Raw genomic sequence first — 26,261 nt, 5'->3', positions numbered from 1 at the left:
GTTCATGTTGATTTTCTTGCCAAAATCTCTAGCCGCTATGCCAGCTACGATGACCTTTTTGTCAGACTCCCTAAATAAGTTTCCTGTGTAATAACTGATGGGTTGACTAAATACTCATCTCACCAGGTCAGAGACCAATAAAACACAGGCTTTCTAAGATAAAATTAAGAGTTAACTATGCGCGATATTGAATTTACCTTTAAAGGGTTGTTAATAAAACTGTCATTAGCTCTCTCAGATCTCATCTGTTTTAATGCAGCACTGGCCGTGGCCATTTTGCTGATTAATAGTTTCCCTGGTGATATTCTGTCAGAAATTCCTTCTGTTGATCTCAAATTGACGATAGCCACACATATTATGCTCTCCATTGTCTGTGTTGGCTGGTTCTGGGTGAGATTACGTCATTATACTTACCGCAAGCCTTTCTGGTTTGAATTAAAAGAAGCATTGAGAACGGTTCTGGTATTTTCCGTCATTGCTTTATCCATTAGCGCATTATCCAAATGGGAACTCTCCCGCTGGATTTGGGCATTAACCTGGCTGCTGGCCATGGTGATGATACCCGTCGGCCGCGCCGTGGTGAAACGGGTGCTTAACCGTAAGAACCTGTGGAAGAAGCAATCCATTATTCTCGGCAGCGGTAAGAATGCGGAAGAAGCCTGGCAGGCGCTGCAGAGCGAAGAAGTCATGGGCTTTGATGTCGTGGCTTTCTTCGACGTTGACGGCAGCCAGCCAGCGCATGAGCTATTTGGTGTGCCGGTCATTAAAGATGAACAGGCACTCTGGGCGCTGGTGAACAGTGAGACACAGTTCATTGTGGCGGTGGAATATGAACAGAGTCAGTCACGCGACCTGTGGCTGAAAAACCTGGCCAAACATAACTGTCGTTCGGTCTCGGTTATTCCTTCATTACGTGGTGTGCCGCTTTACGGTACGGACATGGCCTATATCTTCAGCCATGAAGTGATGATCCTGCGTGTGAATAATAACCTCGCCAAGCGAACGTCACGTTTCCTGAAGCGTACTTTCGATCTCGTGGGTGCCCTGAGCATTATTACCATGCTGCTGCCGGCATTAGCCGCCCTGATCTTTATGGTCTCCCGCGATGGTGGTGCGCCAATTTATGGCCACGAACGCGTTGGCTTAAATGGCCGCAAATTTAAATGTCTGAAGTTCCGCTCAATGGTGGTGAACTCGAAAGAGGTGCTGGAAGAGGTGCTGCGCACCGATCCGGCCGCTCGTGAAGAGTGGGATAAAGACTTTAAGCTGAAAAATGACCCCCGTATTACACGCGTAGGGCATTTTATCCGCAAGACCAGCCTGGATGAATTACCGCAGCTCTGGAACGTGGTTCGCGGTGAGATGAGTCTGGTGGGGCCACGTCCGGTGATTGAAGCCGAACTGGAACGCTATGCGGGTGATGTTGATTATTACTTTATGGCCAAACCCGGCATGACGGGTTTGTGGCAGGTGAGTGGACGTAACGACGTGGATTATGAAACCCGTGTCTACTTCGACTCATGGTACGTCAAGAACTGGTCACTGTGGAACGATATCGCCATCCTGTTCAAAACCGTTGGTGTGGTGCTGAAACGCGATGGGGCTTATTAAAACGGAGCCAGGGGGCTGACAGATAATGACCAACAGATACAGTGCCTGATTTGAGCAATGAGCAATTCTTAGACGCTACACAGCGGCGGTCTCGCCACTATCATTCACATTACTGATAGCGATGAACTAGATGATTACAATCAAAACTAAATTGATTCCCCTGCTGGTTTCAGCAGCGTTCCTTTCCGGTTGTACTATCGAACCGGGTAGCCACCTTTCCACTTCGGGTAAAGATGTTGTCAAACAGCAGGACAGTGATTTTGACATTGATAAATACGTCAATGTCTTCCCGCTGACACCGAGCCTGGTTGAGCGTATGCGGCCAAAACCGGTTGTTGCTCAGGCAAATGACGCTCTGCAGCGTGAACTGCAGTCGTATGAGTACCGCGTTGGCGTGGGCGATGTCCTGACCGTCACCGTCTGGGATCACCCGGAGCTGACGACGCCATCCGGCCAGTACCGTAGCGCCAGTGACACCGGTAACTGGGTTCATTCTGACGGCACTATCTTCTATCCGTATATCGGACGGGTGAAAGTGGCAGGGCGGACGGTACAGGAGATCCGCGACGAGATCGCCCGTCGCCTGGCCCAGTACATTGAAAGCCCGCAGGTTGATGTCAGCATCGCCTCGTTTAAATCACAAAAAACTTACGTGACGGGTGAGGTGACCACCTCCGGCCAGCAGCCGATTACTAACGTGCCGCTGACCATTCTTGATGCCATCAATGCCGCCGGTGGCTTAACCGCGACCGCTGACTGGCGCAACGTGGTGCTGACGCACAACGGACGCGAGCAGCCGATCTCCCTGCAGGCACTGATGCAGAACGGCGACTTGTCGCAAAACCATCTGCTTTACCCGGGTGACATTCTGTATGTACCGCGTAACGACGACCTTAAAGTCTTCGTGATGGGTGAAGTGAAACAGCAGGCCACCCTGAAAATGGATCGCAGCGGCATGACGCTGTCCGAAGCGCTGGGCAATGCACAGGGCATGGATCAGACCGTCGCCGATGCAACGGGCGTGTTCGTTATCCGTCCGACCAAAGGGCCTAACCGCAGCAAGATCGCCAACATCTATCAGCTCAATACGAAAGATGCCGCCGCGATGGTAATGGGAACCGAATTCCAGTTAGAACCGTATGACATTGTTTACGTCACCTCGACGCCTCTGGCACGTTGGAACCGCGTAATCTCGCAGCTCGTTCCGACCATCAGCGGTGTTTACGATGCGACACGTACCGTGCAGACGCTTCATAACTGGTAACCGCCGGGAAACATTATGATTAATTCAATCTTAGTTGTTTGTATCGGAAACATCTGCCGTTCCCCCACCGGGGAACGGCTGCTGAAATCCGCACTCCCTGAGAAGAATATCGCATCCGCGGGACTGGGGGCCATGGTAGGCCAGGCTGCTGACGAGACTGCCAGCAGTGTGGCCGCAGAACGTGGGGTGTCACTGCAGGGGCATGTGGCACAGCAGCTCACTTCTGGCATGTGCCGGGATTACGATTTAATCCTGGTGATGGAAAAAAAACATGTCGACCAGGTCTGCCGCATCAACCCTTCCGTACGAGGCAAAACCATGCTGTTTGGTCACTGGATCAACCAGCAGGAAATTGCCGACCCGTATAAAAAAAGCCGCGATGCCTTTGAGGCCGTGTACGGAATCCTTGAAAACGCTGCCCAGAAATGGGTCAACGCATTAAGCCGATAGTTGGGATGATCCATGAAAATAAAAAGTAAGGCACCGTCAGCGCCGCAAGACGATTCGAACGGGTTCGATCTGGCGCATCTTGTGGGGCAACTTATTGACCATCGCTGGATAATTGTTGCGGTTACCGCACTGTTTATGCTGATGGGTACGCTGTACAGCCTGTTTGCCACACCTATATACAGTGCGGACGCGATGGTGCAGGTTGAGCAGAAGAATGCCAACACCGTACTGAATGACCTGACGCAGATGATGCCGAACGCGCAGCCCGCGTCAGCGACTGAAGTTCAGATTGTGACGTCACGTATGGTGCTCGGTAAAACCGTGACCGACCTCGGTCTGGATGTGCTGGTGCAGCAGGATTACTTCCCGCTTATCGGTAAAGGCCTGTCGCGCATGATGGGCGGAAAGCCGGAGCAGATTGCCGTTTCGCGCCTGAAAGTACCGGCCGTGTGGGATAAGCGCCAGTTGACGATCGAAGTCAACGGACCGGACAGCTACACCGTGAGCAAAGACGGTGATGAGCTGTTTAAAGGCAAAGTGGGTCAGTTCGAGCAGCACGGTGATGTCACTATGCTGGTCAGCGACATTAAAGCGGATGAAGGTACCAGCTTCACCGTGACAAAACTGAGCGACCTGCAGGCCATCAAACTGATTTATAACAATCTGACCGTTGCCGATATGGGCAAAGACACCGGCGTGCTGGGCCTGACCTATACCGGGGAAGATCCGGTATTGATCAGCCAGGTGCTGAACCAGATTATCAATAACTATCTGTACCAGAACGTTGAGCGTAAGTCTGAAGAAGCGGAGAAGAGTCTGGCCTTCCTGAAAAATCAGCTGCCGGAAGTGCGCGGTAAACTGGATCAGGCAGAAGACAAATTGAACGTCTTCCGCCGCCAGAATGACTCAGTGGATATGTCGCTGGAAGCGAAGTCGGCCCTCGACTCTTCCGTCAGCATCCAGAGCCAGCTGAACGAACTGACTTTCCGTGAAGCTGAAGTGTCGCAGCTGTTTACCAAAGACCACCCGACCTACCGCGCGCTGCTGGAAAAACGTCAGACGCTGGAAAACGAGCAGAAAAAGCTGAACGGTAAAATCAGTCAGATGCCGCAGACTCAGCAGGAAATTGTGCGTTTAACGCGTGATGTGCAGGCCGGGCAGGAAATCTACATGCAGCTGCTGAACCGTCAGCAGGAGCTGAGTATCAGCAAGGCCAGCACCGTGGGTGATGTCCGCATCATCGATCATGCGGAAACCGCCGGGACACCGGTGGCACCGAAGAAACTGATGCTGATTGTCGCCAGCCTGCTGGCCGGTCTGGTGGTTTCCGTCGGTCTGGTGCTGCTGAAAGCGCTGTTCCATCACGGTATCGACAATCCGGAGCAGCTGGAAGAACTGGGCCTGAGCGTTTATGCCAGCGTTCCGCTCTCCGAGTGGCAGCGTAAGAAAGATGCGGAGGCCCTGGCCAAACGTAATCTGAAAGGGAAAACCGACCCGCATAACAGCCTGCTGGCGTTGGGTAACCCGACAGACCTTTCTATTGAAGCGATCCGCAGCCTGCGTACCAGCCTGCACTTCGCCATGATGGAAGCGAAAAACAACATTCTGATGATCACCGGTGCCAGTCCGGGAATAGGTAAAACCTTTATCTGTTCTAACCTGGCGACGCTGGTGGCGAAAGCCGGTCAGAAAGTGCTGTTTATCGATGGTGATATGCGCCGCGGCTATACGCACGAACTGCTGGGTGCCGAGAGTAAAACGGGCCTGTCCAATATCCTGTCAGGTAAGACGCCATTCACACCGGATTTAATCCAGCACGGCGACTTCGGTTTTGACTTTATTGCGCGTGGTCAGGTGCCACCGAATCCGTCAGAACTGCTGATGCACAGCCGCATGAACGAGCTGCTCGAGTGGGCCAGCAAGAATTATGACCTGGTGCTGATTGATACACCGCCGATTCTGGCCGTCACCGACGCCTCGATTATCGGTAAGCTGGCAGGAACCTCGCTGATGGTGGCACGTTTCGAAACCAACACCCTCAAGGAAGTGGAAATCAGCTACAAGCGCTTTGCCCAGAACGGTATCGATATAAAAGGGGTTATCCTCAACGCCGTCGTCCGTAAGTCAGCCAATGCCTATGGTTACGGCTATGACTACTACGACTACAGCTACAAGCAGGATGCGAAAAGCTAATAACCCTGAGGAACCTTTATACCCCGTGGGTAAAGGTTCCTTTTTTTCTGGTGAATCTCTGTTTGTGACCGTTTATAAAGGTGCCTGGCAATGAAGGATATTTTCTTCTCGATCGTCATTCCTGCATATAATGCATCCGAATCTATCGTGACGACGCTGGACTGCGTGGCAGCCCAGAGTTATCAGCATTTCGAAGTGATCATCATTGATGATAAGTCTGCTGACGCAGAGCAGCTGGCCGCGGTGGTGCAGTCAGAACGATACCGCCATCTCAACATCAACCTGGTGCTGTCGCAGGAGAAGCTGAACGGTTCCGGCGCGCGTAATAAAGGCATTGAGCTGGCGACCGGGGACTATATCAGCTTCCTCGACGCGGACGATGAGTGGCATAAAGATAAGCTGGCAGAAAGCCTGAAGCTGATCCATCAGCTGGAAGGGCAGGGGAAGCAGCGGTTTATTATTTACAGCCAGGTGAACATTATTCAGGACGGTGAATTCCTGAAAGTGCTGCCGTTACAGCAGGTCGGGCGTAACGAAACCGTCGCCGAGTATCTGTTTGGCTGCTACGGCTTTATACAGACCAGCACCATTGTGCTGAAGCGCGAGTACGCGCAGGAAATTCGTTTTGATCAGAAGTATATCCGCCATCAGGATTACGACTTCTGCATTCGCGCCGACAAACTCGGCTATGCGTTCTTTATGATTGATCAGCCGCTGGCTAACTATCACCTGGTGACAAAGTTTGGCTCAAAGCATAAAGGCGAGTCGGTAAAATACTCGTTCTTCTGGCTTGAAAACATGAAGCCGTATCTGACCCGGCGGGATATTCACACCTATAAAGCGTATAAGCTGCCGCTGCGTTACAAGATGGACGGGAAATCCCTCCAGGCCAGCCTGAGCTTTGCCCGCTACTTTTTCTTAACCAATAAAGATAACCGCACCTACTTCCTCAACCGCGTAAAAGACAAATTACGGGCGCGGCTTGGCGGAAAGTAACGTGACCAGAAGAATAATAATTGGGTGGGAAACTCTATGGCAATATATTGGATAGTCAGTTACAGCATACTGATTTTATGCTTCTTTGAACTGGCGACCATCAACCAGGCGAATGAGCCAAAAATGAAGCGCGTGACCACCTACTTCTTCTTTATTGCGGTGGTGGCGTTGATCATGTTTGCGGGTTTCAGGGGCCCGAACTCCGGTATTGATGACTGGCAGTATCTCGGCTTCTTTAATGATTTCTCCCGTCAGACCAGTATCAGTGGTTACGAAACCGTAGCGGATATTTACCGCTATGAGAACCTGTTTATGCTGCTGGCGTGGGTGCTGTCGTGGTTTACCCATGAAAGCTACTTTTTCCTGCTGTTTATCGCGTTTATTGCGGTGTCGACTAACGCCTGGCTTTTTAAAAAGTACTCACCGCTGATCCTGTGTTCGCTGTGTCTTTACTCCGCGCACCTGTTTATCAACAAGGATATGAATCAGATCCGCTTCGGCCTCTCCAGCGCCTTTGCGGTTGCCTGTCTTTGCTCGGCGGCAGGGCGAAAGTATTTCGTGGCGTTGGTCTTCCTGGTGTTAAGTACCCAGTCCCACTCCACGGGTTACGCTGTGCTGATGGTGGCGCCGTTCCTGTTCCTGCGCGAGCGTAAATACTTTGGTATTGCGATGGTGCTGGCGGCGATCCCGCTGGGGCTTATCGGCGGGAAAAAACTGTTCCTCGATTCTCTGGGTATTGTGCCCGTTATCGGTGACCGTGCGATGGGCTATAGCGGGACGGTGTTTGATGCCGCCTCGCCGGTGTTTGGCCTGGCGAACTTAAAAAATATTGCGTTTATCGCTTTCTTTACCGTGGTCTATTTTAACCGGCCAATTAAACCGGAAGACCGGGTCGCCTATATCCTGTTTATCGCCTATTCAGCCGGGGCGGCCGTGCGCATTATCTTCTCCGATTTCTCTATTATCGGAGGGCGCGTCGGTAACCTGTTCCTGCACTGTGAGCCCTTGTTGCTGGCGTTCCTGATGACGCGCATACGAAATCCGCTGCTGAACTTTGGACTGTTGTTTGCCATGACCTCTTATTATCTGGCGTATAACACCATCCTCTCCGTGCAGTCGATTAATGGCTACAGCATTGCACCGTTGTTCCGTCTCTTTTAACGTCCGGGCCGGATTACCGGCCCGGAGGATCACTATCACTTAATGAATGACTCAGATTCAGGGTATCAGATGAATAATCAAATCGGCACGGTAGGGATTATTATCCCGATGTACAATGCGCGCGCGACCATTTTGCGGGCGGTACAGTCGGTGATTGATCAAACCTATACCGACTGGCGGATTTATCTTATTAACGATAAATCTACCGATGACTCACTGGAATTTGTGCAGCAGCACTGTACCGATCCACGTATTACCATCCTCAGCAATGAGGTGAATCGTGGCGCAGCGGAAACGCGCAATGTCGGATTGATCGCGGCGACCGAGCCGTTTATTGCTTTCCTTGACAGCGATGACGAATGGGCTCGCGACAAACTGATGTTGCAGACCGCCCAGCTTAACGCCGGGCATGACCTGGTGATCAGCGATTATCGCTACCAGTCGCGCAGCAAAGCCTATGATGTTCGTTACGGTAAATCACTGTTGATGAAAGATAATTTCGTTAAAAAGCAGTTCCGTATCTGTTTCTCTTCCGTCTGTTACCGACGCCCGGCGAAGCCCGTGCTGTTTAAGAAAAAAGGGCATGAGGATTTCCTCTTCCTGTACGAACTGTTTGACCAGTATAAGCAGGCGCGGGTGATTGATAAGAATCTGGTGACCTATTATGAAATGGGGAATTCCCTGTCGCGCAATAAAAATAAAGCGGCAAAGTGGCACCTGGACTTACTGAAATACATCTATAAAAACAATCCGCTTAAAGTTTATTACTACTACGTCTGGTACATGGTTAACGGCGTGTTATTTACCCTGAAGCATCGTTAATCTGAGGTGATGAAGACAATGAAAAAAATCGTACTGGTCATCAAGGATGCATATTCCTATGCCGGAACTGAGAATATCTGCAACTTCATGTCAGAATGCTTTGGTGAGCAGCATGAAGTGACCATCTATTCGCTGGAAGGGTCAGGGAAACCGTTTTATCCTTTCAACCAGGTACAGCAAATTGTCAGCTTCAACGGTGAAAAAAATCCCCTGAAGGCGGCGGTGAACAAGATCCATCAGCAGCAGTTTGATGCGGTGTTTCTGATCAGTATGGGCCGCCTGAGCGTGATGTTTGCGCTCTACAGCATGATGTCGATGAAAAAGAAGCCTGCCCGCGTTTACGCCTGCGAGCACGTGGCGATCAACTCCTTCAGCAAACCGATCAAACTCCTCAAATACCTGGCGCTGCGTTACTACGATCGCGTGATCGTGCTGACCGATAAAGACCATCAGGTATTTAACGGCTGGAATATTCCCAGCAAAACCATCCCCAATCCTGTGGTGTACAAAAATCTTCAGCGCACGCAGCGTCACTATCAGGCGCTGGCGGTGGGCCGTCTTGATCACCAGAAAGGGTTCGATCTGCTGCTGGACGTCTGGCAGGGGTTTGTGGCAACCCACCCTGACTGGAAGCTGGTCATTGCCGGCGACGGTGAGCTGAAGGAGGCGCTGGTGGCCCAGGCTGCCCGGCTGAATATCAGCGACAGCGTCAACTTCGTTGGCCGCGTCAGCAATATCAATGATTACTACCGCGACAGCGACATGGCACTGATGACCTCGCGTTACGAAGGGCTGCCGCTGGTGCTGCTGGAAGCCAAGTCATGGTCGTTGCCGGTGGTTGCCTATGACTGTCCGACCGGACCGCAGGAAATCATTAACCATGAGAAAGATGGCTTCCTGGTGGCGATGAACGACAGGGCGCGCTTTATCGACTGTATGAACCAGCTCGTTCATGACGACGCCCTGTTCTATGCCATGAGCGCGGCAACCCAGACCACGTCGCGCAAATTCGACGGCAAAGTGATTAAAGAGAGCTGGCTGTCCCTGCTTTAAGGACAGCACAGGTTCCGCAGTGAGTATCTCTGGACATCTGTTCCATGCCTGCTTTGCAGGCCCAAAAAATTGACCACGGGATAACACCAATGAAAAGAAGAGAATTACTGACGGCGTTCTCGTCGATTCTTGCCGGGCTGTCTGTCAGCTCGTTTTCCAGCGCCGCAGCGAAAAGCGAGCCTTCCCTGGCGCTGAAAGGGATCGGACCCGGCGAACTGCCTAAGGGCGATGTACCGATCCTGACGCCGGAAAACGTCTATACCATGCCGGATCAGTTCTGGAAGAATTTTAACGGTAAGCTCTGGATCGGTAAGGCGGGGGCAGACCCGACTCAGCCAGGAAACCTGATTAACCTCTATCTGCGCGATGCCTCCGGCAAACTGTCGCAGGTACAGCAGCCGGTGGCGCTGAATAAAGGCAGCTTTGAGCAGTTTATTGCCGACAATGCCGCCCTGATCGCTGACCCTTCCCACTCGATGGCGGTCGTGGACGATGCGGGCAACACGCTGTTTAACATCCCGGATGTGACCCGGGGGGCGAATAATTTCAGCCAGCGCCTGGCGCAGCCTGCGGGCTATCAGCTGATTGGTGAAATTGCCTCGGTCGACGATCTGCGGAAAACGCGCCCGCTGTTCAGCGGCGCTAAAATCAAGCTGAAAAGCTGGCATGAAGGGCTGGAAGTGGGCGGCGGCGAATTTGTTGGCACGCTGGAAGCCGCGAAGGACGACGGCGGCGTGACAATCTCCTCCGGAGCGGATTACCACTGGCGTCGCGTGGTGGAAGATTTTAACCGGCTGACCCTGTTTGATTTCGGTGCCATTGCCGACGGTAAAACGGATGCTGCCCCGGCGATAAAAGCCATGTACCAGTGGGCGCAGGACGCCAGCCAGCAGATCTGCCTGCAGTTCCCGGCGGGGACGTTCTTTGTCAGCGGCTGTGATTTTTCCCGCGAGCAGACCCGCTTCTTCCGCGTCTCCGGGGCAATGGTCAACTTTGGCTATTTCCCGGCGACCACCATTGTCTCCGACGGCGAGTCTGACTTTGTCTTTAAGGTTAACACCCGCTGGGTAGAGGTCAGTAACCTGCAGTTTAATGGCCGTACGGATACGCAGGCGAACAAACAGGGCTTCTTCGACAACAAATGTGAAGGCGGCCAGTATTTCCGTGGAGCCTGTCTGCGCTTTGTACGCGTCGGCGGCACGGCGATCAGTCTGATGGATACCCTCGACTGTAAAATTGACCAGTGGTATGCCCTGCGCTGCAGCGGCGATGTCATTAAGTCGGTCTGGTCGAATGCGCCGAAGGGCAAATGGGACCACAGCACCGCCATCGAACTGTCCAACTTTAACGCCCAGTACTGTACCGACGGCAAGGTGCTGAACCTGCAACGCTGCGGGCAGTCGCTGATCCACAACGGCTGGATTGAACATACCGAATTCCCCGGGGATATCTCCAACGGACAGTGGATTATCGATGCCCTGAGCCTGGAAACCTGTAAAAACCCGCTGATTGCGCATAATTCGCGCCTCAACATGCGTCAGACCAATCTGCAGGCCGGAAGCTGGATCGATAACTCGCTGGCGGAAGGCGAGTGGCTGGGCGCCTGGGAGCGGGGATCAACGCGCGTTGAGTCTTACGGTATCGCCGTTGATGGCAGTATGAAATACAACTACCTGACTTCGCGTTTCCGTATTGAAAACAACACGGCGCAACAGAAGTGGGTTGAACTCGGCAACATTTATACGCCGGACGTGGGTGATGCGTGGGAGATCGAAATCTTTGGTCAGTCTTCCTTCAGCAATGGCAGCGGCAGCACCCCGCTGAATAAAGTGGTGGGCGACAAAACAACCGGCGGCAGGGCGGTGATCAGCCTGCAGCGTAAAACGCACAAATTTGAAGCCGCCTGGCATGCCGAAGGTGCCAGTCCGGTGCTGGACGTGATGATTGAAACCCCGCATGACACGGATGTGCGCGTGTTTGTCAAAATCGACGGCTGGGTGGCCTCTGCCGGCGTGCTGATCAAGACCACGGCGAAAGACCGTTTTAAAACCGGTCGCTGCGCCCGTTTCGACAGCAGCATGGCCTTCGGTCAGCCGCCCTCAGGGAAAGACGTCAGCCGCGCCAGCCAGCGTTTCAGTCTGCACAACGGTAAGGCCGGCATCGGGGCGAATGAAGCAGGGGATCTGCTGATGGCCTCACGACCGCTCACCGCAGACCAGGTGAATACCGATCGCCCGGAAGGGTATGTCTCTGTCGTGCTGAATGGCCGTCAGGTTGCCATCCCTTACTTTTCGCTGAAATAAGCGTCAGCTCGGCGTTAATACCAGGAATTTTCAGAGTTATCAGGCTGTTTTTCCAGGGCAAGGACAGGCAGCCTGTTTTACATGATTAGAGTGAATCGAACGCATTTTGGCATTTTATAAACAATAAGACTTATTAATTAATCACTTATTGGCTAATTAGGCCTGTAAAAAATTACAAAAATTTTTCTGGAGTAGTTATGAAGATTTTATTAGTTGGCAATCATACATGCGGAAATCGCGGGGATGGCGCAATTTTACGCGGAATTATTGATTCGTTAAATCTGGCAAGGAACGATCTCGATATTGATGTGATTAGCCGTTATCCAACCAGTTCTGGTTATCTGCTCCAGCAAGATATTCTGCCTGATGCCCTTTTTCTGGAAACTAAAAAGGGAAAAAATAAGCTGGTCGATAAGATTAAGCGTCGACTGATGCCAAAGATCATGATGGCCCACATTGCCAATCGCGGGATTTTCAAGCTTTTCCCGGTGCCGGATTATCTCCAGGCTTTCAGTGATAACCTGAAGCAATACGATGCGATTATCCAGGTCGGCGGCTCGTTCTTTGTCGATCTGTACGGTCCACTGCAGTTCGAACATTCACTCTGCGCGCTGCTGGCAAAAAAACCGATCCACCTGATTGGCCACAGTGTCGGGCCGTTCCAGAAGCCGCGTTTTAATGAGATTGCGAATTTCGTGTTCGACCGCGTCGACAGTCTGGTGCTACGTGAGAGCGTCAGCCTGGAGATGATGAAGCAGGGCGGTATCACCACCGGGAAAGTGGTAAAAGGTGCTGATACCGCCTTCCTCGTGCGGGCACGTGAGGTGGCGGAGCCGGGGCATAACCTGGTGCACTGGCAGCAGGTGATTGGCCAGCAGAAGACCATCGCGATCACCGTGCGCGAGCTGGCCCCGTTTGATAAGCGTCTGGGCGTGACTCAGCAGCAGTACGAGGCGGCATTTGGTCGCGTGATTAACGCGATGATCGCCCGTGGCTACCAGGTGGTGGCGTTCTCTACCTGTACCGGCATCGACAGCTACAACAAAGATGATCGCATGGTGGCGATGACCCTCAGCGATCACATTGATGAGAAAGATAAATATCACGTGATCATGGACGAGTTTAATGACCTTGAGCTGGGCATTCTGCTGGGCCAGTGTCACCTCACCATTGGCACCCGTCTGCACTCCGCGATCATCTCCATGAACTTTGGTACGCCTGCCGTGGCGATTAACTACGAGCACAAATCTCTCGGCGTGATGAACCAGCTGGGCCTGCCGGATATGGCCAGCGATGTGAAAAGTCTGATGGATGGCAGCATTATCACCCGCGTGAATAATGTGCTGGATAACTACGATGCGGTGAAACAGCAGGTTGACCTCGCTGTGGAACAGGAACGGATTCTGGGTAACCGTATTACCGACGACGTGGTTAAACGCTTAGGGTGAACCCATGAAACTGACATTCTTCACAATGCGATTTCCGGTTTCCTCTGAAACCTTTGTACTGAATCAGGTCACGCATTTTATTGATATTGGCTACGACGTCGAGATTATCTCGGTGTTTCCTGGCGATCTGGTTAACCGTCACGGGGCGTTCGATCGCTACAACCTGGCAGAGAAGACTCACTATCTGCTGCCCGAGGAGAAGGTCAGTAATGCCGATAAGCTGAAACAGCGTCTGCAGATTGTCCTGCCAAAGATCCTCAATACGGCCACCTTAAAATCCTTCAACATCGGGCGCTACGGCGCCCAGTCCAGCAAGCTGCTGTTGCCGGCTATTGTTGCCGCTAACAAAAAGCCGTTCGTGGCGGATGTGTTCCTCGTGCACTTCGGCTACGCCGGCGCGCTGGCCAACAAACTGCGCGAGCTGAATGTGCTGCAGGGCAAGCAGGCCACGGTATTCCACGGGGCGGATATCTCCCGCCGTCATATCCTTGACGAACATAAAGAGGACTATGCGCGCCTGTTTACCCAGACTGAACTGCTGCTGCCGATCAGTCATCTGTGGGAAAACAAGCTGATTGCTATGGGCTGTCCCCCGGAGAAAATTCACGTTACGCGGATGGGCATCGAGCCGGAGAAGTTTAATCTCAAAATCCGTGACGCGCTGCACCAGCCGTTACGCATACTTTCCGTGGCGCGCCTGACCGAAAAGAAAGGGCTGGGGGTGGCGATTGATGCCTGCAAACTGCTTAAAGCCCAGGGCGGCAAGTTTGAATTCACCATCGTCGGCAACGGCGATCTGGAAGCATCGCTGCAGTCAATGATCGAGGCCGCTGACCTGAATGACTGTGTGAAAATGGTCGGGTTCAAGCCGCAGGAGGAGATCAAACGCTATCTGGATGAAGCCGATATCTTCCTCCTGCCTTCTCTGACCGCAGCTGACGGCGATATGGAGGGTATCCCGGTGGCGCTGATGGAAGCGATGGCGGTGGGATTACCGGTCGTCTCCAGCGAGCACAGCGGTATTCCCGAGCTGATTGAGCACAATGTTTCCGGCTGGCTGGCCCCGGAAGGGGATGCGGAGGCGCTGGCGGCGATCCTGCTGAAGCTGTCACGCGGTGAGGCGGATGTGGCTCCCGTGGTTATTGCTGCCCGTCAGCGGGTGGAAACCGAATTTAACCAGCATATTGCCTACCGTGAGCTGGCAGAAATTCTGGAGCAATTAGCGTGAGTAGTTTAAAAAATCAGGCCGTATGGCTGTTTGGCGGTACCTGTTTCGCTGCGGTGTTACAGGTCGTACAGCTGGGGGTGCTGGCACGCAAGCTGGAAACGCATGAACTGGGTATCCTGGCGATTATCAATGCTATCCTCGCAGTGGCGATGGTCCTGCAGGATATGGGCATGAGCAGCTACATCGTGCATCGCCAGAATATTACCCGCAAAGAACAGAGCACCATCTACTGGGTGAACGTTCTGCTCAGTCTGCTGACCGGGCTGCTGCTGATAGCGATTGCCTGGCCGATTGCCCATTTCTATCATATTCCGGAGCTGACCGGGCTGATCATGCTGACCAGCATCAACTTCCTGGTGCTGGGCTCACTTTCGCAGTATCAGGCCCACTTTGTTAAAGCCAAACGTATGGTGCTGCTGGCTAAGATAGAGATGGTCACCAAGTTCCTGGCATTTGCGCTGACGGTTGGGCTGCTTTATTACTCGCCACTGAACGTGTCGGCGGTGATCCTCGGTCTGTTTGCTAATGCCGCCATGCGTATTCTGTGCATGATCTGGTTTGGTGAGAAGTCCTGGCGGCCTACCTTTGAATTTGATAAATCCACCTTTTTCAGCTCGATGAAATATGGCGTTTATCAACTGGGTTCGCAGACCATTAACCAGCTGCGTACTCAGGCTGACTCGCTGATTGTCGGTAAAGTGATGGGGGCCGAGATGCTGGGCGTCTACTCGCTGGCCAAGGAACTGGTGCTGCAGCCGCTGAAGCTGGTGACGCCGGTGATTAACCGCCTGGCGCTGCCGCGCTTTGCCGAGAAACAGCATGAGCCTGCCCAGTTGCAGAAGCTGTTCCTGAAGGGCACGTTCATGATTATGCTGTTCAGCAGCCTGATGTATCTGGCTATCGGCATTCTCTCACCCGTCGTGGTACGCCTGCTTTACGGTCCGGCGCATGAGGCGGTGGGGCATCTCATCCCGCTGATGCTGCTGTTCGGTATGCTGCGTCCGATGGGGGGGCTGACAGGGGCGATTTCTCAGGCAAACGGCCGGACCAATGTCGAGTTCTGGTGGAATGTCGTGGCGAGTATCATTGTCGTTATGGTGCTGGCAACCACCTGGATCTGGCCAAATGTCTGGTACGTGGCGCTGACGCTGTCGATTTCACAGGTGCTGATATCGGCCTTTGCTCATCCGTTCTTCATTAAGCCGGTGATTGGCATTCCGTTTATCCCCTATGCCCGTCAGTGGATGTCGGTGGCGCTGGTATTTACCGGCATCATGGCACTGGTCAGTTATTTTAATCTGTTTATCAGGCCGGAATGGTTCACACAATGGCTGTAACCCGGTAATAAATATAAGGTCACCCAGCGGGTGGCCTTTTTTATTGCTGGCCCTGGCAGATAATTTTTCAGATAAAGATTATACTTGTGAATCATCTCTTTATTGCATAATCAGTCAACGTTTTTACTTCATTTATATGGAAACACTATGACCAAGCTTAAAGCAGTTATCCCGGTTGCGGGTCTCGGTATGCATATGCTCCCTGCTACAAAAGCCATTCCTAAAGAGATGTTGCCTGTTGTCGACAAGCCGATGATTCAGTACATCATCGATGAGTGTGTGGCGGCGGGTATCAAGGAAATTGTTCTGGTCACCCATGCCTCCAAGAATGCGGTTGAAAACCACTTTGATACGTCTTACGAGCTGGAAGCCCTGCTTGAAGCGCGTGTAAAACGTCAGCTGCTGAGCGAAGTGCAGTCTATCTGCCCGCCGGGTGTGACGATCATGAACGTTCGTCAGCCGCAGCCGCTGGGCCTGGCCAACTCCCTGCTTTGCGCCCGCCCGATGCTGCACGATCAGGCCTTCGTGGTGGTGCTGCCGGACGTGCTGCTGGACAACGCCAGCGCCGATCCGCTCCGTTACAACCTGGCCGCGATGGTGGCCCGTTTTGAAGAGACCGGACGCAGCCAGGTACTGGCGCACCACATGCCGGATGACGATCTGTCTGAATATTCCGTGATTACTACCCAGGAGCCGCTGGACTTCCCGGGCAAAGTCAGCTCTATTGTTGACTTCGTGGAGAAACCAGAGAACCCACAGACGCTGAACTCCGATCTGGCTGCGGTAGGGCGCTACGTCCTGTCTGCGGACATCTGGGCGGAACTGGAGAATCTGGAACCCGGGGCGTGGGGCCGCTACCAGCTGACCGATGCTATCGCTAACCTGAACAAGAAACAGCCGGTTGATGCGCACCTGTTGAGTGGCGACAGCTTCGACTGCGGGCGTAAACTGGGCTACATGAAAGCCTTCGTCACCTGGGGCCTGCGTAATCATGCTCAGGGCCGTGAGTTCCGCGAAGAAATTCAGAAAATCCTGGCAAAATAAACGTAATTGATGAGGGCCGCGTCCGACGTGGTCTGAAGGAGTCAAGATGGCTATTTTAGTAACGGGTGGGGCAGGTTACATCGGTTCTCATACGGTATTGTCATTACTGCAGCGCGGTGATGACGTGGTGGTACTGGACAACCTGAGTAACGCCTCTCGTGAGTCGATTCGCCGCGTTGAACAGCTGACCGGTAAGACCGCGACCTTCTGTGAAGGGGATATCCTTGACCGGGCCTGTCTGCGCGATATTTTTGCCAGCAACCCCATCACTGCAGTGATCCACTTTGCCGGCCTGAAGGCGGTAGGGGAGTCCACCCGTAAGCCGCTGGAATACTACCAGAACAATGTCACCGGTACGCTGGTGCTGCTGGAAGAGATGCGCAGCGCCGGGGTCAATCAGTTTATCTTCAGCTCTTCGGCTACCGTATACGGTGCTGATGCCCCGGTTCCCTATGTGGAAACCACACCGATTGGCGGTACCACCAGCCCTTATGGCACGTCTAAGCTGATGGTTGAGCAGATCCTGCGGGATTACGCCAGGGCGAACCCGGAATTTAAAACTATCGCGCTGCGCTACTTTAACCCGGTGGGTGCACACGAGTCGGGTCAGATTGGTGAAGATCCAAACGGCATCCCGAACAACCTGCTGCCCTATATTGCCCAGGTTGCCATCGGCCGTCTTGAAAAGCTCGGCATCTTCGGCGGGGACTATCCGACCAAAGACGGTACCGGTGAGCGTGATTACATTCATGTGATGGACCTGGCCGAAGGCCATCTGAAAGCGCTTGACCACATTGCTTCCGTTGAGGGTTATAAAGCCTACAACCTGGGGGCAGGGGTAGGTTACTCCGTGCTGGAGATGGTCAAGGCGTTTGAGAAAGCGGCCGGCAAAGCCATCCCTTATCAGATCCTGCCGCGCCGTGATGGCGATTTACCGGCCTTCTGGGCGGACGCATCGCTGGCAGACAAAGAGCTGGACTGGCGCGTGTCACGCGGTATTGACGAGATGATGCGTGATACCTGGCACTGGCAGTCTAATAACCCTAATGGGTATCGTTGATCGCCTGATTTTTTAACGTTAATCACAAAACTCCCGCATCAGGGAGTTTTTTGTTTTATCCACTTTAAGTGTTTTAGTTATTTTGATAATGCTCACATATACATAGACTACCGTAAAGGCGTGATTTATCAGCTTCTGCTTAAAAAGCGTCCGCTTTTAAAAAGTAATCTGTTTAAGAGCTGTGCAATTGAAATGTTAAGTCAAAATCCTGACAGATTATGCTTGAACCGCCGCGGGTGAAGTATGAGAATTGCGACTGTTTGTGTCAGGACATGTGTGAAACTGTTTCTGGGAATTTTCCTGGTAAAAATGGACAAGTCTCCTAACATAGTCAGACTATGCTTATTGAGGACGACTGCGAATGGAGCGATCTGGCAGCTATAGTCAGGGGCGGTAGCGTGGGGGTCCGTAAAAAACACACTTATACTTCGTGAGCGCGGGTACAGATATGGAAGATATCGTTCTCCTTTTTGTCGGGACAATGACGCTGCTGTTTATCGCGCGTAAAGTGGCCCGACGTGTTGGTTTAGTGGATAAACCTAATGCCCGTAAGCATCATCATGGGAATATTCCCCTGGTGGGCGGCGTGTCGGTCTATTTTTCGCTGTGGCTGATCTATGCCCTGCAGCCCGGATGGCTGCCTGAATTCCCTGCTTATATGTGCTGCATCACGCTGCTGCTGATCGTGGGGGTGCTGGACGACCGCTTTGACCTTCCCGTGGTTCCCCGCATGATCCTGCAGGTTGGCGTGGCCGTTATTATGATGTGCCAGGGGCTGTATCTGTCCTCACTGGGTAATGTCCTGTTCGGCTATCCGCTGGTAATGGGAGCGGCAGGGTATCTGGTCACCATTTTCGCGGTTATTGGTGCTATCAATGCTTATAACATGGTGGATGGCATAGACGGCCTGCTGGGCATGCTGGCCAGTATTACCTTCTGCTTTCTCAGTATTATCTTCTTTATGGGCGATCGCGAAGACCTGGCGATGTGGTGCCTGGCGCTGGTGGTGGCCTGCCTGCCGTATATCCTGCTTAACCTGGGGATCCCGTGGGGGCGGAAGTTTAAGGTCTTTATGGGCGATGCCGGCAGCATGCTGATTGGCTTTACCGTGATCTGGCTTCTGATTATTGCCTCCCAGGGGCAGGACGCCGTGATGCGTCCGGTGACGGCGCTGTGGATCATCGCGCTGCCGCTGATGGACATGATGCGGGTGATGATCTCCCGGCTGCGTCGCGGCCACAGCCCGTTCCGCCCCGACCGTGAGCATTTACACCATATTCTGTGCCGTACCGGGTTTAGCGGGCGCGGCACTCTGGCCATCATGACGGCCGGACAGGTACTGACAGGCATGACCGGTATCATCCTGGAAGGTTGCCATGTTTCTGATAACTGGCAATTTATGTTATTTATTTCCACCTTCCTTTTCTTCCTTTACGCGGTGAGGTCTATTGAAAAAGTAAAGCACCCCGCTGAATGCAGGGAAGGCAGTGAAATCAGCGTACAGATCGGTAATCCCCGCCAGTGATAAATTAAAGAGAGAATTCCAGCGTGAAAATTTTAGTGACCGGCGGTGCCGGATTTATCGGCTCTGCCGTTGTTCGCCATATCATTACTCACACGTCTGACAGCGTCATCAATGTGGATAAATTAACCTATGCGGGCAATCTGGAATCCCTTGCCAGCGTCAGCGATGATCAACGCTATACCTTTGTTCAGGCTGATATCTGCGACGGTGCTGCGCTTAACGCCATCTTCACGACCCATCAGCCCGACCGGGTGATGCACCTGGCGGCTGAAAGCCATGTTGACCGGTCAATTACTGGCCCCGCTGAGTTTATTGAAACGAATATCGTAGGTACCTATGTGCTGCTTGAGGCAGCACGTAGCTACTGGAATGGTCTGGATGATGAACGCAAGTCAGCCTTCCGTTTCCACCATATTTCTACCGACGAAGTGTATGGTGATCTGCCCCATCCGGATGAAGCTGGTGAGAGCGCTGATGCTCTGCCACTGTTCACCGAGACCACGCCGTATGCGCCAAGCAGCCCTTACTCTGCTTCTAAGGCTTCCAGCGACCATCTGGTTCGGGCCTGGCTACGTACCTATGGATTCCCCACCATAGTGACTAATTGTTCCAATAACTATGGTCCTTACCACTTCCCGGAGAAACTGATCCCACTGGTGATCCTTAACGCGCTGGAAGGCAAAGCGTTGCCTGTATACGGCAAGGGCGATCAGATCCGCGACTGGCTCTATGTGGAAGACCACGCTCGTGCGTTATACACCGTGGTGACTGCTGGTAAGGTAGGGGAGACCTATAATATCGGCGGGCATAACGAGAAGCAGAACCTGCAGGTGGTAGAAACTATCTGTGACCTGCTGGATGAAATGGTGCCGAAGTCAGATAGCTACCGCCAGCAGATAAGCTACGTTGCCGACCGTCCTGGCCACGATCGCCGCTACGCCATCGATGCCGCTAAGATTGGAGCAGAACTTAACTGGCAACCGCAGGAAACCTTTGAAAGCGGGATCCGCAAGACGGTGCAGTGGTACCTGGACAATGCGCAGTGGGTAAGCAACGTGAAAAGCGGGGCTTATCAGTCCTGGATCGAACAGAACTACAGTGAACGCCAGCCATGAATATTCTTTTGTTCGGAAAAAATGGACAGGTGGGCTGGGAACTTCAACGCGCCTTAGCACCGCTGGGTAACATCACCGCGCTGGCAACTTCTTCAGTTGATTACTGCGGGGACTTCACCAATATCGCAGGCATCATTGCTACAATCCGTGCTCTTCGACCTGACGTCATTGTAAATGCCGCCGCTTACACGGCCGTTGATAAAGCGCAAAGCGAGCCGGAAAAAGCGCAGTTAATCAATGCAACCACCGTAGAGGCCATCGCGAAAGAAGCTCAGGCGCTGGGTGCATGGCTGGTGCATTATTCCACAGACTATGTTTTCTCCGGAAATGGCGAAAAGCCGTGGTCAGAAGAAGACTTGACCGGACCATTAAACGTATATGGAGCCACCAAGCTGGCGGGTGAGCAGGCAATCCAGCAGTATTGCCAGAAGCACTTGATTTTCCGCACCAGTTGGGTTTATGCGACTAAAGGTAATAACTTTGCTAAAACCATGCTGCGTCTGGCAAAAGAACGAAGTGAGCTGGGGATTATTCACGATCAGTATGGCGCGCCAACTGGTGCGGATTTGCTGGCCGATTGTACCGCTCATGCGATCAGCACTGCTTTAGGCAACCCAGAATGCGCCGGCCTATATCATCTGGTCGCTTCGGGTACCACAACGTGGTTTGAATATGCGAGTCTGGTCTTCACTGAGGCGAGAAAAGAAAATGTTGAGTTAGCGCTTATTGCGGCTAAACCTCTCGCCACCAGTAGCTATCCAACTCCAGCTCAGCGCCCATTAAATTCTCGCCTTGAAAACAACAAGTTTCAGCAAACCTTCAGCCTCAAATTGCCTGAATGGCAAACAGGCGTCCGGCGCATGCTGTCTGAGCTTGCAGCCCTTCAGGCAATTTAACCCTACATTCTAATTCTGAGGTTTGCTCAGAATGACAGATTAGAGATATCCAATGCGTAAAGGAATTATTCTTGCGGGCGGCTCCGGCACCCGTTTGTATCCGGTCACAATGGCCGTGAGTAAGCAGTTATTACCCATCTATGATAAACCGATGATCTATTACCCACTCAGCACCCTTATGCTGGCGGGGATTCGGGATATTTTGATTATCAGTACGCCGCAGGACACTCCACGCTTCGAGCAGTTACTTGGGGATGGCAGCCAGTGGGGACTTAACCTGGAATATAAAGTACAGGATAGCCCGGACGGACTGGCTCAAGCTTTTATTATCGGTGAAGAGTTTATCGGTAATGAAAATGTTGCGCTGGTATTGGGCGATAATATTTTTTATGGACATGACTTGCCGAAAGAACTTGAAGCTGCAGTAAACCAGAAATCTGGCGCTACGGTCTTTGCTTATCACGTCAACGATCCTGAACGCTACGGTGTGGTGGAATTCGACAAAGATGGCATAGCCATATCCCTCGAAGAAAAACCGCTTGAGCCAAAAAGTAACTACGCTGTTACCGGGCTATATTTCTACGATAACAACGTAGTGAGTATGGCTAAAAGCCTGAAACCCTCACCGCGCGGAGAGTTGGAGATCACTGATATCAATCGCCTTTACATGGAACAAGGTGATCTTTCTGTTGCTATGATGGGGCGCGGTTACGCGTGGCTGGATACAGGCACACATCACAGCCTGATTGAGGCAAGCAATTTTATTCAGACAATTGAACAGCGCCAGGGGTTGAAAGTCTCCTGCCCGGAAGAGATTGCTTACCGTAAAGCTTTTATTGATGCAGAGCAGGTCAAGAAACTGGCTGTACCTCTATCGAAGAATGAGTATGGGCAGTATCTGCTCAAGATGGTCAAAGGATACTGATGCCATGAACGTAATTAAAACTGATATCCCTGATGTACTGATCTTTGAACCCAAAGTGTTTGGCGATGACCGCGGTTTTTTCTTCGAAAGCTTCAGCCAGAAAGTGTTTGAAGAGGCAGTAGGGCGTAAAGTTGAGTTTGTTCAGGATAACCATTCTAAGTCTTCCAAAGGTGTTCTGCGCGGGCTGCACTATCAGGTAGCGCCACATGCGCAGGGTAAATTAGTACGTTGCGTTGTTGGTGAAGTATTTGATGTGGCTGTTGATATTCGGCCTCAATCATCCACATATGGAAAGTGGGTCGGGGTTAATCTCTCTGCTGAGAACAAACGACAGTTGTGGATACCGGAAGGTTTTGCACACGGTTTTTTAGTATTGAGCGAAAATGCTGAGTTTGTGTATAAAACTAACAGTTATTATCAACCTGTTAGTGAAAGATCGATTATATGGAATGATGAGACTTTAAATATTAAATGGCCGATAATGGAAGAATTTGTTTTATCAGCTAAAGATAGTGAAGCCAAGACAATCGCGGGTAAAACCAGTAGGATTATATGAACAACCGCTTAGCAATAAAAGAAAATATCGCATATTATCTTCCTCAGTTTCATCAAATTGCTGAGAATGATCAGTGGTGGGGAGAGGGGTTTACTGAATGGACACAAGTGAAGTCAGCGCATAAATTATTCAAAGAGCATGATATCTTGCACCCACTGGATGAAGAATATTATGAATTGAACGATGCTTTAATTTTAGAAAAACAATACAAATTAGCTAAGGAACACTCTGTAACAGGTTTCTGCTTTTGGCATTATTGGTTTGGAAATGGTGAAAAACTGCTTGAGAAACCTGCTGAACTCCTATTGAAGAGTAATGCTAATGTAAGGTTTTGCTTTGGATGGGCAAATCATTCTTGGTGGAATAAAAGCATTAATAAACTATTGAAAGAACAAAAATATTTAGGGCGTACTGATCAAGAGTTGCATTTTAATTATCTTTTGGATTTCTTCAGGGATGAACGATATATAAAAATAAATGGCAAACCTGTTTTTCTAGTTTTCAAAATATTTGAAATACCAGATGCGGTTAATTGGGTTAAAAATTTTAGAGAATTCGCAAAGAAAAATGGATTCCCAGACTTATATATAATAGGTGAGTTTTGTAAGTTTGAGGACTTAGAAATATACAATATTGACGCAGTAGTGAACTCTCGTGGAATGTTTAGAAACAGGAGCTTCTACGAAAAAGTACGTGATAAGTTAATACGAAAAAAAATATTACCCGAGAAGTTCTTTAATCCTAGAGTTTATTCATATCCATCACTGGCACCCGGTTTTAATTATGCAGGAACCGCTAAAAAAAATGTGTTCCCAGTAATAATCCCCCGCTGGGATTCAACTATTAGACATGGAAAGAATGGGTGGCTTCTGAATGGTTCTACGCCACATACATTCGAGAATCATGTGCAACAGGTTAAAGAAATTCTTTCAAAGAAAGAGTTGGATGATCGTGTGGTAATTTTGAAATCTTGGAATGAGTGGGCTGAAGGTAATTTCATAGAACCGGATGAAAAATATAAAGACGCCTATCTTAAAGTTATTCAAAAGCATTTTGAAGTAATAAAATGAAAATCATATTGGAACTATACAGATTATTAGGTTTGGCAAAAATTAAAAGCAAAATTAAAAATTTAATTTTTAATATAAAAATGAGGAAAAAAAATATATATCTTTCTTTAGATGCGAGTGTTAAAAATTGCAGTTTTGAAACGAATATTGCAATACTAGGAAATGCAGTTGTATTGAATTCAAATATTGGGAGGGGTACTTATATAGGTAGTGGCTCCTTACTAAAAGGTTGTAAAATAGGGCGATTTTGTTCAATTGCTCCTGATGTGAAAATTGTAACTGGAAATCATCCCACCTCTGGTTTTATATCTACACATCCTATGTTTTACTCCGCTACTAACGAGACTCTACCACTTTTAGGGCTTGATACACTTAAAAAAGACAAGTTCGCCAATTACTCTTATGCTGATTCTGACAAAAAATTTGTTGTAATTAATAATGATGTGTGGATTGGTCAGAATGTACTTATTATGAACGGTGTATCCATAGGTAATGGTGCTGTTATTGCAGCTGGGTCAGTCGTTAACAGAAATGTAGAGCCCTACTCAATTGTGGGTGGAGTACCAGCCAAGTTGATTAAGAAAAGATTCTCTGAGGATATAATAGATAAAATAAATGGCTTTGCATGGTGGGATCGTGAAATTGATGATTTGAAGATGGATGCGGAATTATTCGAATCAATAGAAGAATATTACAGTAAAAAAGCAAGGTATTTAAGTGATTAGAAAAAATGCTTTTGCCAACCTTCTTGGTAGATTGTGGGGAATTATTTCTCTTTTTGCATTTGTGCCAGCCTATATATCTTATTTGGGTGAAACTAATTATGGATATATAGGTTTTTACGCAACATTAATGGCACTGTTATCATTTGCAGATTTAGGTTTTTCTTCTACAACCACTCGTGAGTTCGCAAGACTTTCTGTTGATCCTTCCAGGGGGAACGAAAAAGCAAATTTGTTATTTACCTATGAGATATTGTATTTGGGTATTTCTTCGTTTTTATTATTAGCTATGTATTTAAGCTCAAGTTATGTATCCTCTCATTGGCTTAATGTTGAAAATAGTTCAGGGTCAGTATCGTTATTAATATTCCTTATGGGGGCTTGCATTGCAGTTCAATTACCATCGAATCTTTATATTGGTGCACTCATGGGGACCCAATTGCAGGTCCAGGCAAACGTCATCCAAGTTGGATGGGGGGTCTTAAGAGCCGGTGGTGTTATTTTTGTTTTAGAGTATATATCAAATACTCTGTATGCATTTTTCATCTGGCAGTTGCTCACTAATGTTATTTATTTAATAGTTCTTCATCGCGTTACATGGGGAAAGATAGAATATAAATCTCGGTCTATAGATATACTGATTATTAAAAATACTTACAGATATTCATTAAGCATGGCAGGTATGGGGGTGCTATCATCCTTAGTGGTTCAAATTGATAAATTGGCGGTTTCTAAAACATTTAGTATAGAAATGGTTGGTTATTATAGCATAGCAGCCACCTTTTCTTTAATACCTTTAATATTAATAACAACTATAGCAAAAGCAGTATTCCCAAAGTTTACTGCAATGAGAGAAGCTGGTGATCTAACGCAGCTAAATGCCTTTTATTCTAAACTAACGCGCTATTCTTGCTTGATAGTAGTTCCATTATCTTTTGTTTTAGCCGGGTACTCTAAGACACTACTGCAAATATGGACTAAGTCAGAATCGATATCAAACAATATGGCATTAGTGGTTAGTTTTCTGATGATGTCCCAGATGTTGCAGGCGCTTACTGTTTTACCCTACTATTTGTCCTTAGGGTATGCACGAGTAAGAGCCAGTCTTGCTTTTAGTATGGTTTTATTAATTCTAATTCCTATTTTAATAAAAGTCTTATTACCAGACTATGGGGTCAATGGTGTTGCAATGTCAGTAATGATAGCTAATGCAATAATATTTATTCCATATATGGTGTCTATTCATCGGAAGATATTAGTAGGATGTTTGTCGAAATGGTTTGCTTATGTTTTAGGTTCAGTCATATTCTCATCATTGTCGATGTATATATTGACATTACTTAACATCAAAGATGGTGGTGGGATTTATCATGCCTTCTTTAGTGCATTCTCAACATATTTAATTTTGATTTTGATAAACATTATTGTACTTAAGATATCGCTCAAAGATTTCTACAAAATAAAAGAACGCGGATAGTTACC

At 50.0% G+C, this 26,261-nt stretch carries 22 protein-coding genes; all 22 read left to right on the top strand.

The window, feature by feature from the left end; genetic code table 11:
- The first annotated feature begins 177 nt into the window (after positions 1-177).
- The 22 genes from wbaP (at position 178) to EPE01S_RS01585 (ending at position 26,256) form a co-directional block, all read left to right on the top strand.
- Positions 178-1,611 carry an undecaprenyl-phosphate galactose phosphotransferase WbaP gene (wbaP, locus tag EPE01S_RS01690; protein ID WP_062742831.1) on the top strand — a complete coding sequence of 478 codons (1,434 nt, stop codon included), beginning with the start codon at positions 178-180 and terminating at the stop codon, positions 1,609-1,611.
- A 130-nt stretch (positions 1,612-1,741) separates the two neighbouring features.
- On the top strand, positions 1,742-2,875 hold the full coding sequence (locus tag EPE01S_RS01685; RefSeq protein WP_062742830.1) for a polysaccharide export protein: 1,134 nt from the start codon (positions 1,742-1,744) through the stop codon (positions 2,873-2,875).
- Between the two features lie 15 nt (positions 2,876-2,890).
- Entirely contained in the window at positions 2,891-3,325 is a 435-nt protein-coding gene (locus EPE01S_RS01680; RefSeq protein WP_062742829.1) for an arsenate reductase/protein-tyrosine-phosphatase family protein, read from the top strand.
- A gap of 12 nt (positions 3,326-3,337) precedes the next feature.
- On the top strand, positions 3,338-5,518 hold the full coding sequence (wzc, locus tag EPE01S_RS01675) for a tyrosine-protein kinase Wzc (RefSeq protein WP_062742828.1): 2,181 nt from the start codon (positions 3,338-3,340) through the stop codon (positions 5,516-5,518).
- A gap of 90 nt (positions 5,519-5,608) precedes the next feature.
- Positions 5,609-6,514 (top strand): glycosyltransferase family 2 protein, encoded by a 906-nt coding sequence (locus tag EPE01S_RS01670; protein WP_062742827.1) that lies wholly within the window; start codon positions 5,609-5,611, stop codon positions 6,512-6,514.
- A gap of 36 nt (positions 6,515-6,550) precedes the next feature.
- On the top strand, positions 6,551-7,675 hold the full coding sequence (locus EPE01S_RS01665) for an EpsG family protein (RefSeq protein ID WP_062742826.1): 1,125 nt from the start codon (positions 6,551-6,553) through the stop codon (positions 7,673-7,675).
- A gap of 69 nt (positions 7,676-7,744) precedes the next feature.
- Entirely contained in the window at positions 7,745-8,497 is a 753-nt protein-coding gene (locus EPE01S_RS01660) for a glycosyltransferase family 2 protein (protein ID WP_062743095.1), read from the top strand.
- Between the two features lie 18 nt (positions 8,498-8,515).
- Positions 8,516-9,550: a glycosyltransferase family 4 protein gene (locus EPE01S_RS01655; RefSeq protein WP_062742825.1), complete on the top strand. Its 1,035-nt coding sequence runs from the start codon at positions 8,516-8,518 to the stop codon at positions 9,548-9,550.
- 89 nt (positions 9,551-9,639) lie between these two features.
- Positions 9,640-11,853 (top strand): phage tailspike protein, encoded by a 2,214-nt coding sequence (locus EPE01S_RS01650; protein ID WP_062742824.1) that lies wholly within the window; start codon positions 9,640-9,642, stop codon positions 11,851-11,853.
- A 197-nt stretch (positions 11,854-12,050) separates the two neighbouring features.
- Positions 12,051-13,301, top strand: a complete 1,251-nt coding sequence (gene wcaK, locus EPE01S_RS01645; RefSeq protein WP_062742823.1) for a colanic acid biosynthesis pyruvyl transferase WcaK — start codon at positions 12,051-12,053, stop codon at positions 13,299-13,301.
- Between the two features lie 4 nt (positions 13,302-13,305).
- Complete coding sequence (locus EPE01S_RS01640; protein ID WP_062742822.1) at positions 13,306-14,529, top strand: glycosyltransferase; 1,224 nt, start codon at positions 13,306-13,308, stop codon at positions 14,527-14,529.
- Positions 14,526-15,866: a lipopolysaccharide biosynthesis protein gene (locus EPE01S_RS01635; protein WP_062742821.1), complete on the top strand. Its 1,341-nt coding sequence runs from the start codon at positions 14,526-14,528 to the stop codon at positions 15,864-15,866. Before EPE01S_RS01640 ends, EPE01S_RS01635 begins: the two co-directional genes overlap by 4 nt.
- 147 nt (positions 15,867-16,013) lie before the next feature.
- Positions 16,014-16,910: a UTP--glucose-1-phosphate uridylyltransferase GalF gene (gene galF / locus EPE01S_RS01630; RefSeq protein WP_062742820.1), complete on the top strand. Its 897-nt coding sequence runs from the start codon at positions 16,014-16,016 to the stop codon at positions 16,908-16,910.
- Between the two features lie 46 nt (positions 16,911-16,956).
- The gene (gene galE / locus EPE01S_RS01625) at positions 16,957-17,970 is read left to right on the top strand and encodes a UDP-glucose 4-epimerase GalE (RefSeq protein WP_062742819.1); all 1,014 of its coding nucleotides are present in this window, start codon (positions 16,957-16,959) and stop codon (positions 17,968-17,970) included.
- A 448-nt stretch (positions 17,971-18,418) separates the two neighbouring features.
- Positions 18,419-19,495, top strand: a complete 1,077-nt coding sequence (gene wecA, locus EPE01S_RS01620) for a UDP-N-acetylglucosamine--undecaprenyl-phosphate N-acetylglucosaminephosphotransferase (RefSeq protein ID WP_062742818.1) — start codon at positions 18,419-18,421, stop codon at positions 19,493-19,495.
- A 23-nt stretch (positions 19,496-19,518) separates the two neighbouring features.
- On the top strand, positions 19,519-20,610 hold the full coding sequence (rfbB, locus tag EPE01S_RS01615) for a dTDP-glucose 4,6-dehydratase (protein WP_062742817.1): 1,092 nt from the start codon (positions 19,519-19,521) through the stop codon (positions 20,608-20,610).
- Positions 20,607-21,506, top strand: a complete 900-nt coding sequence (gene rfbD, locus EPE01S_RS01610) for a dTDP-4-dehydrorhamnose reductase (RefSeq protein ID WP_062742816.1) — start codon at positions 20,607-20,609, stop codon at positions 21,504-21,506. The genes rfbB and rfbD overlap by 4 nt, the downstream gene beginning before the upstream one ends.
- A 52-nt stretch (positions 21,507-21,558) precedes the next feature.
- The gene (rfbA, locus tag EPE01S_RS01605; protein ID WP_062742815.1) at positions 21,559-22,431 is read left to right on the top strand and encodes a glucose-1-phosphate thymidylyltransferase RfbA; all 873 of its coding nucleotides are present in this window, start codon (positions 21,559-21,561) and stop codon (positions 22,429-22,431) included.
- Between the two features lie 4 nt (positions 22,432-22,435).
- Complete coding sequence (gene rfbC / locus EPE01S_RS01600) at positions 22,436-22,987, top strand: dTDP-4-dehydrorhamnose 3,5-epimerase (RefSeq protein WP_062742814.1); 552 nt, start codon at positions 22,436-22,438, stop codon at positions 22,985-22,987.
- Positions 22,984-24,057 carry a glycosyltransferase WbsX family protein gene (locus EPE01S_RS01595; RefSeq protein ID WP_062742813.1) on the top strand — a complete coding sequence of 358 codons (1,074 nt, stop codon included), beginning with the start codon at positions 22,984-22,986 and terminating at the stop codon, positions 24,055-24,057. Before rfbC ends, EPE01S_RS01595 begins: the two co-directional genes overlap by 4 nt.
- Positions 24,054-24,782: a CatB-related O-acetyltransferase gene (locus EPE01S_RS01590; RefSeq protein WP_062742812.1), complete on the top strand. Its 729-nt coding sequence runs from the start codon at positions 24,054-24,056 to the stop codon at positions 24,780-24,782. Before EPE01S_RS01595 ends, EPE01S_RS01590 begins: the two co-directional genes overlap by 4 nt.
- Positions 24,775-26,256, top strand: a complete 1,482-nt coding sequence (locus EPE01S_RS01585; RefSeq protein ID WP_072277378.1) for a lipopolysaccharide biosynthesis protein — start codon at positions 24,775-24,777, stop codon at positions 26,254-26,256. The genes EPE01S_RS01590 and EPE01S_RS01585 overlap by 8 nt, the downstream gene beginning before the upstream one ends.
- The last annotated feature ends 5 nt before the right edge of the window (positions 26,257-26,261 follow it).

The sequence above is a fragment of the Erwinia persicina NBRC 102418 genome (genome assembly GCF_001571305.1).
In the GTDB taxonomy this organism is placed as follows: Bacteria; Pseudomonadota; Gammaproteobacteria; order Enterobacterales; family Enterobacteriaceae; genus Erwinia; species Erwinia persicina.
This window is presented reverse-complemented; position numbering and strand designations above follow the sequence as displayed.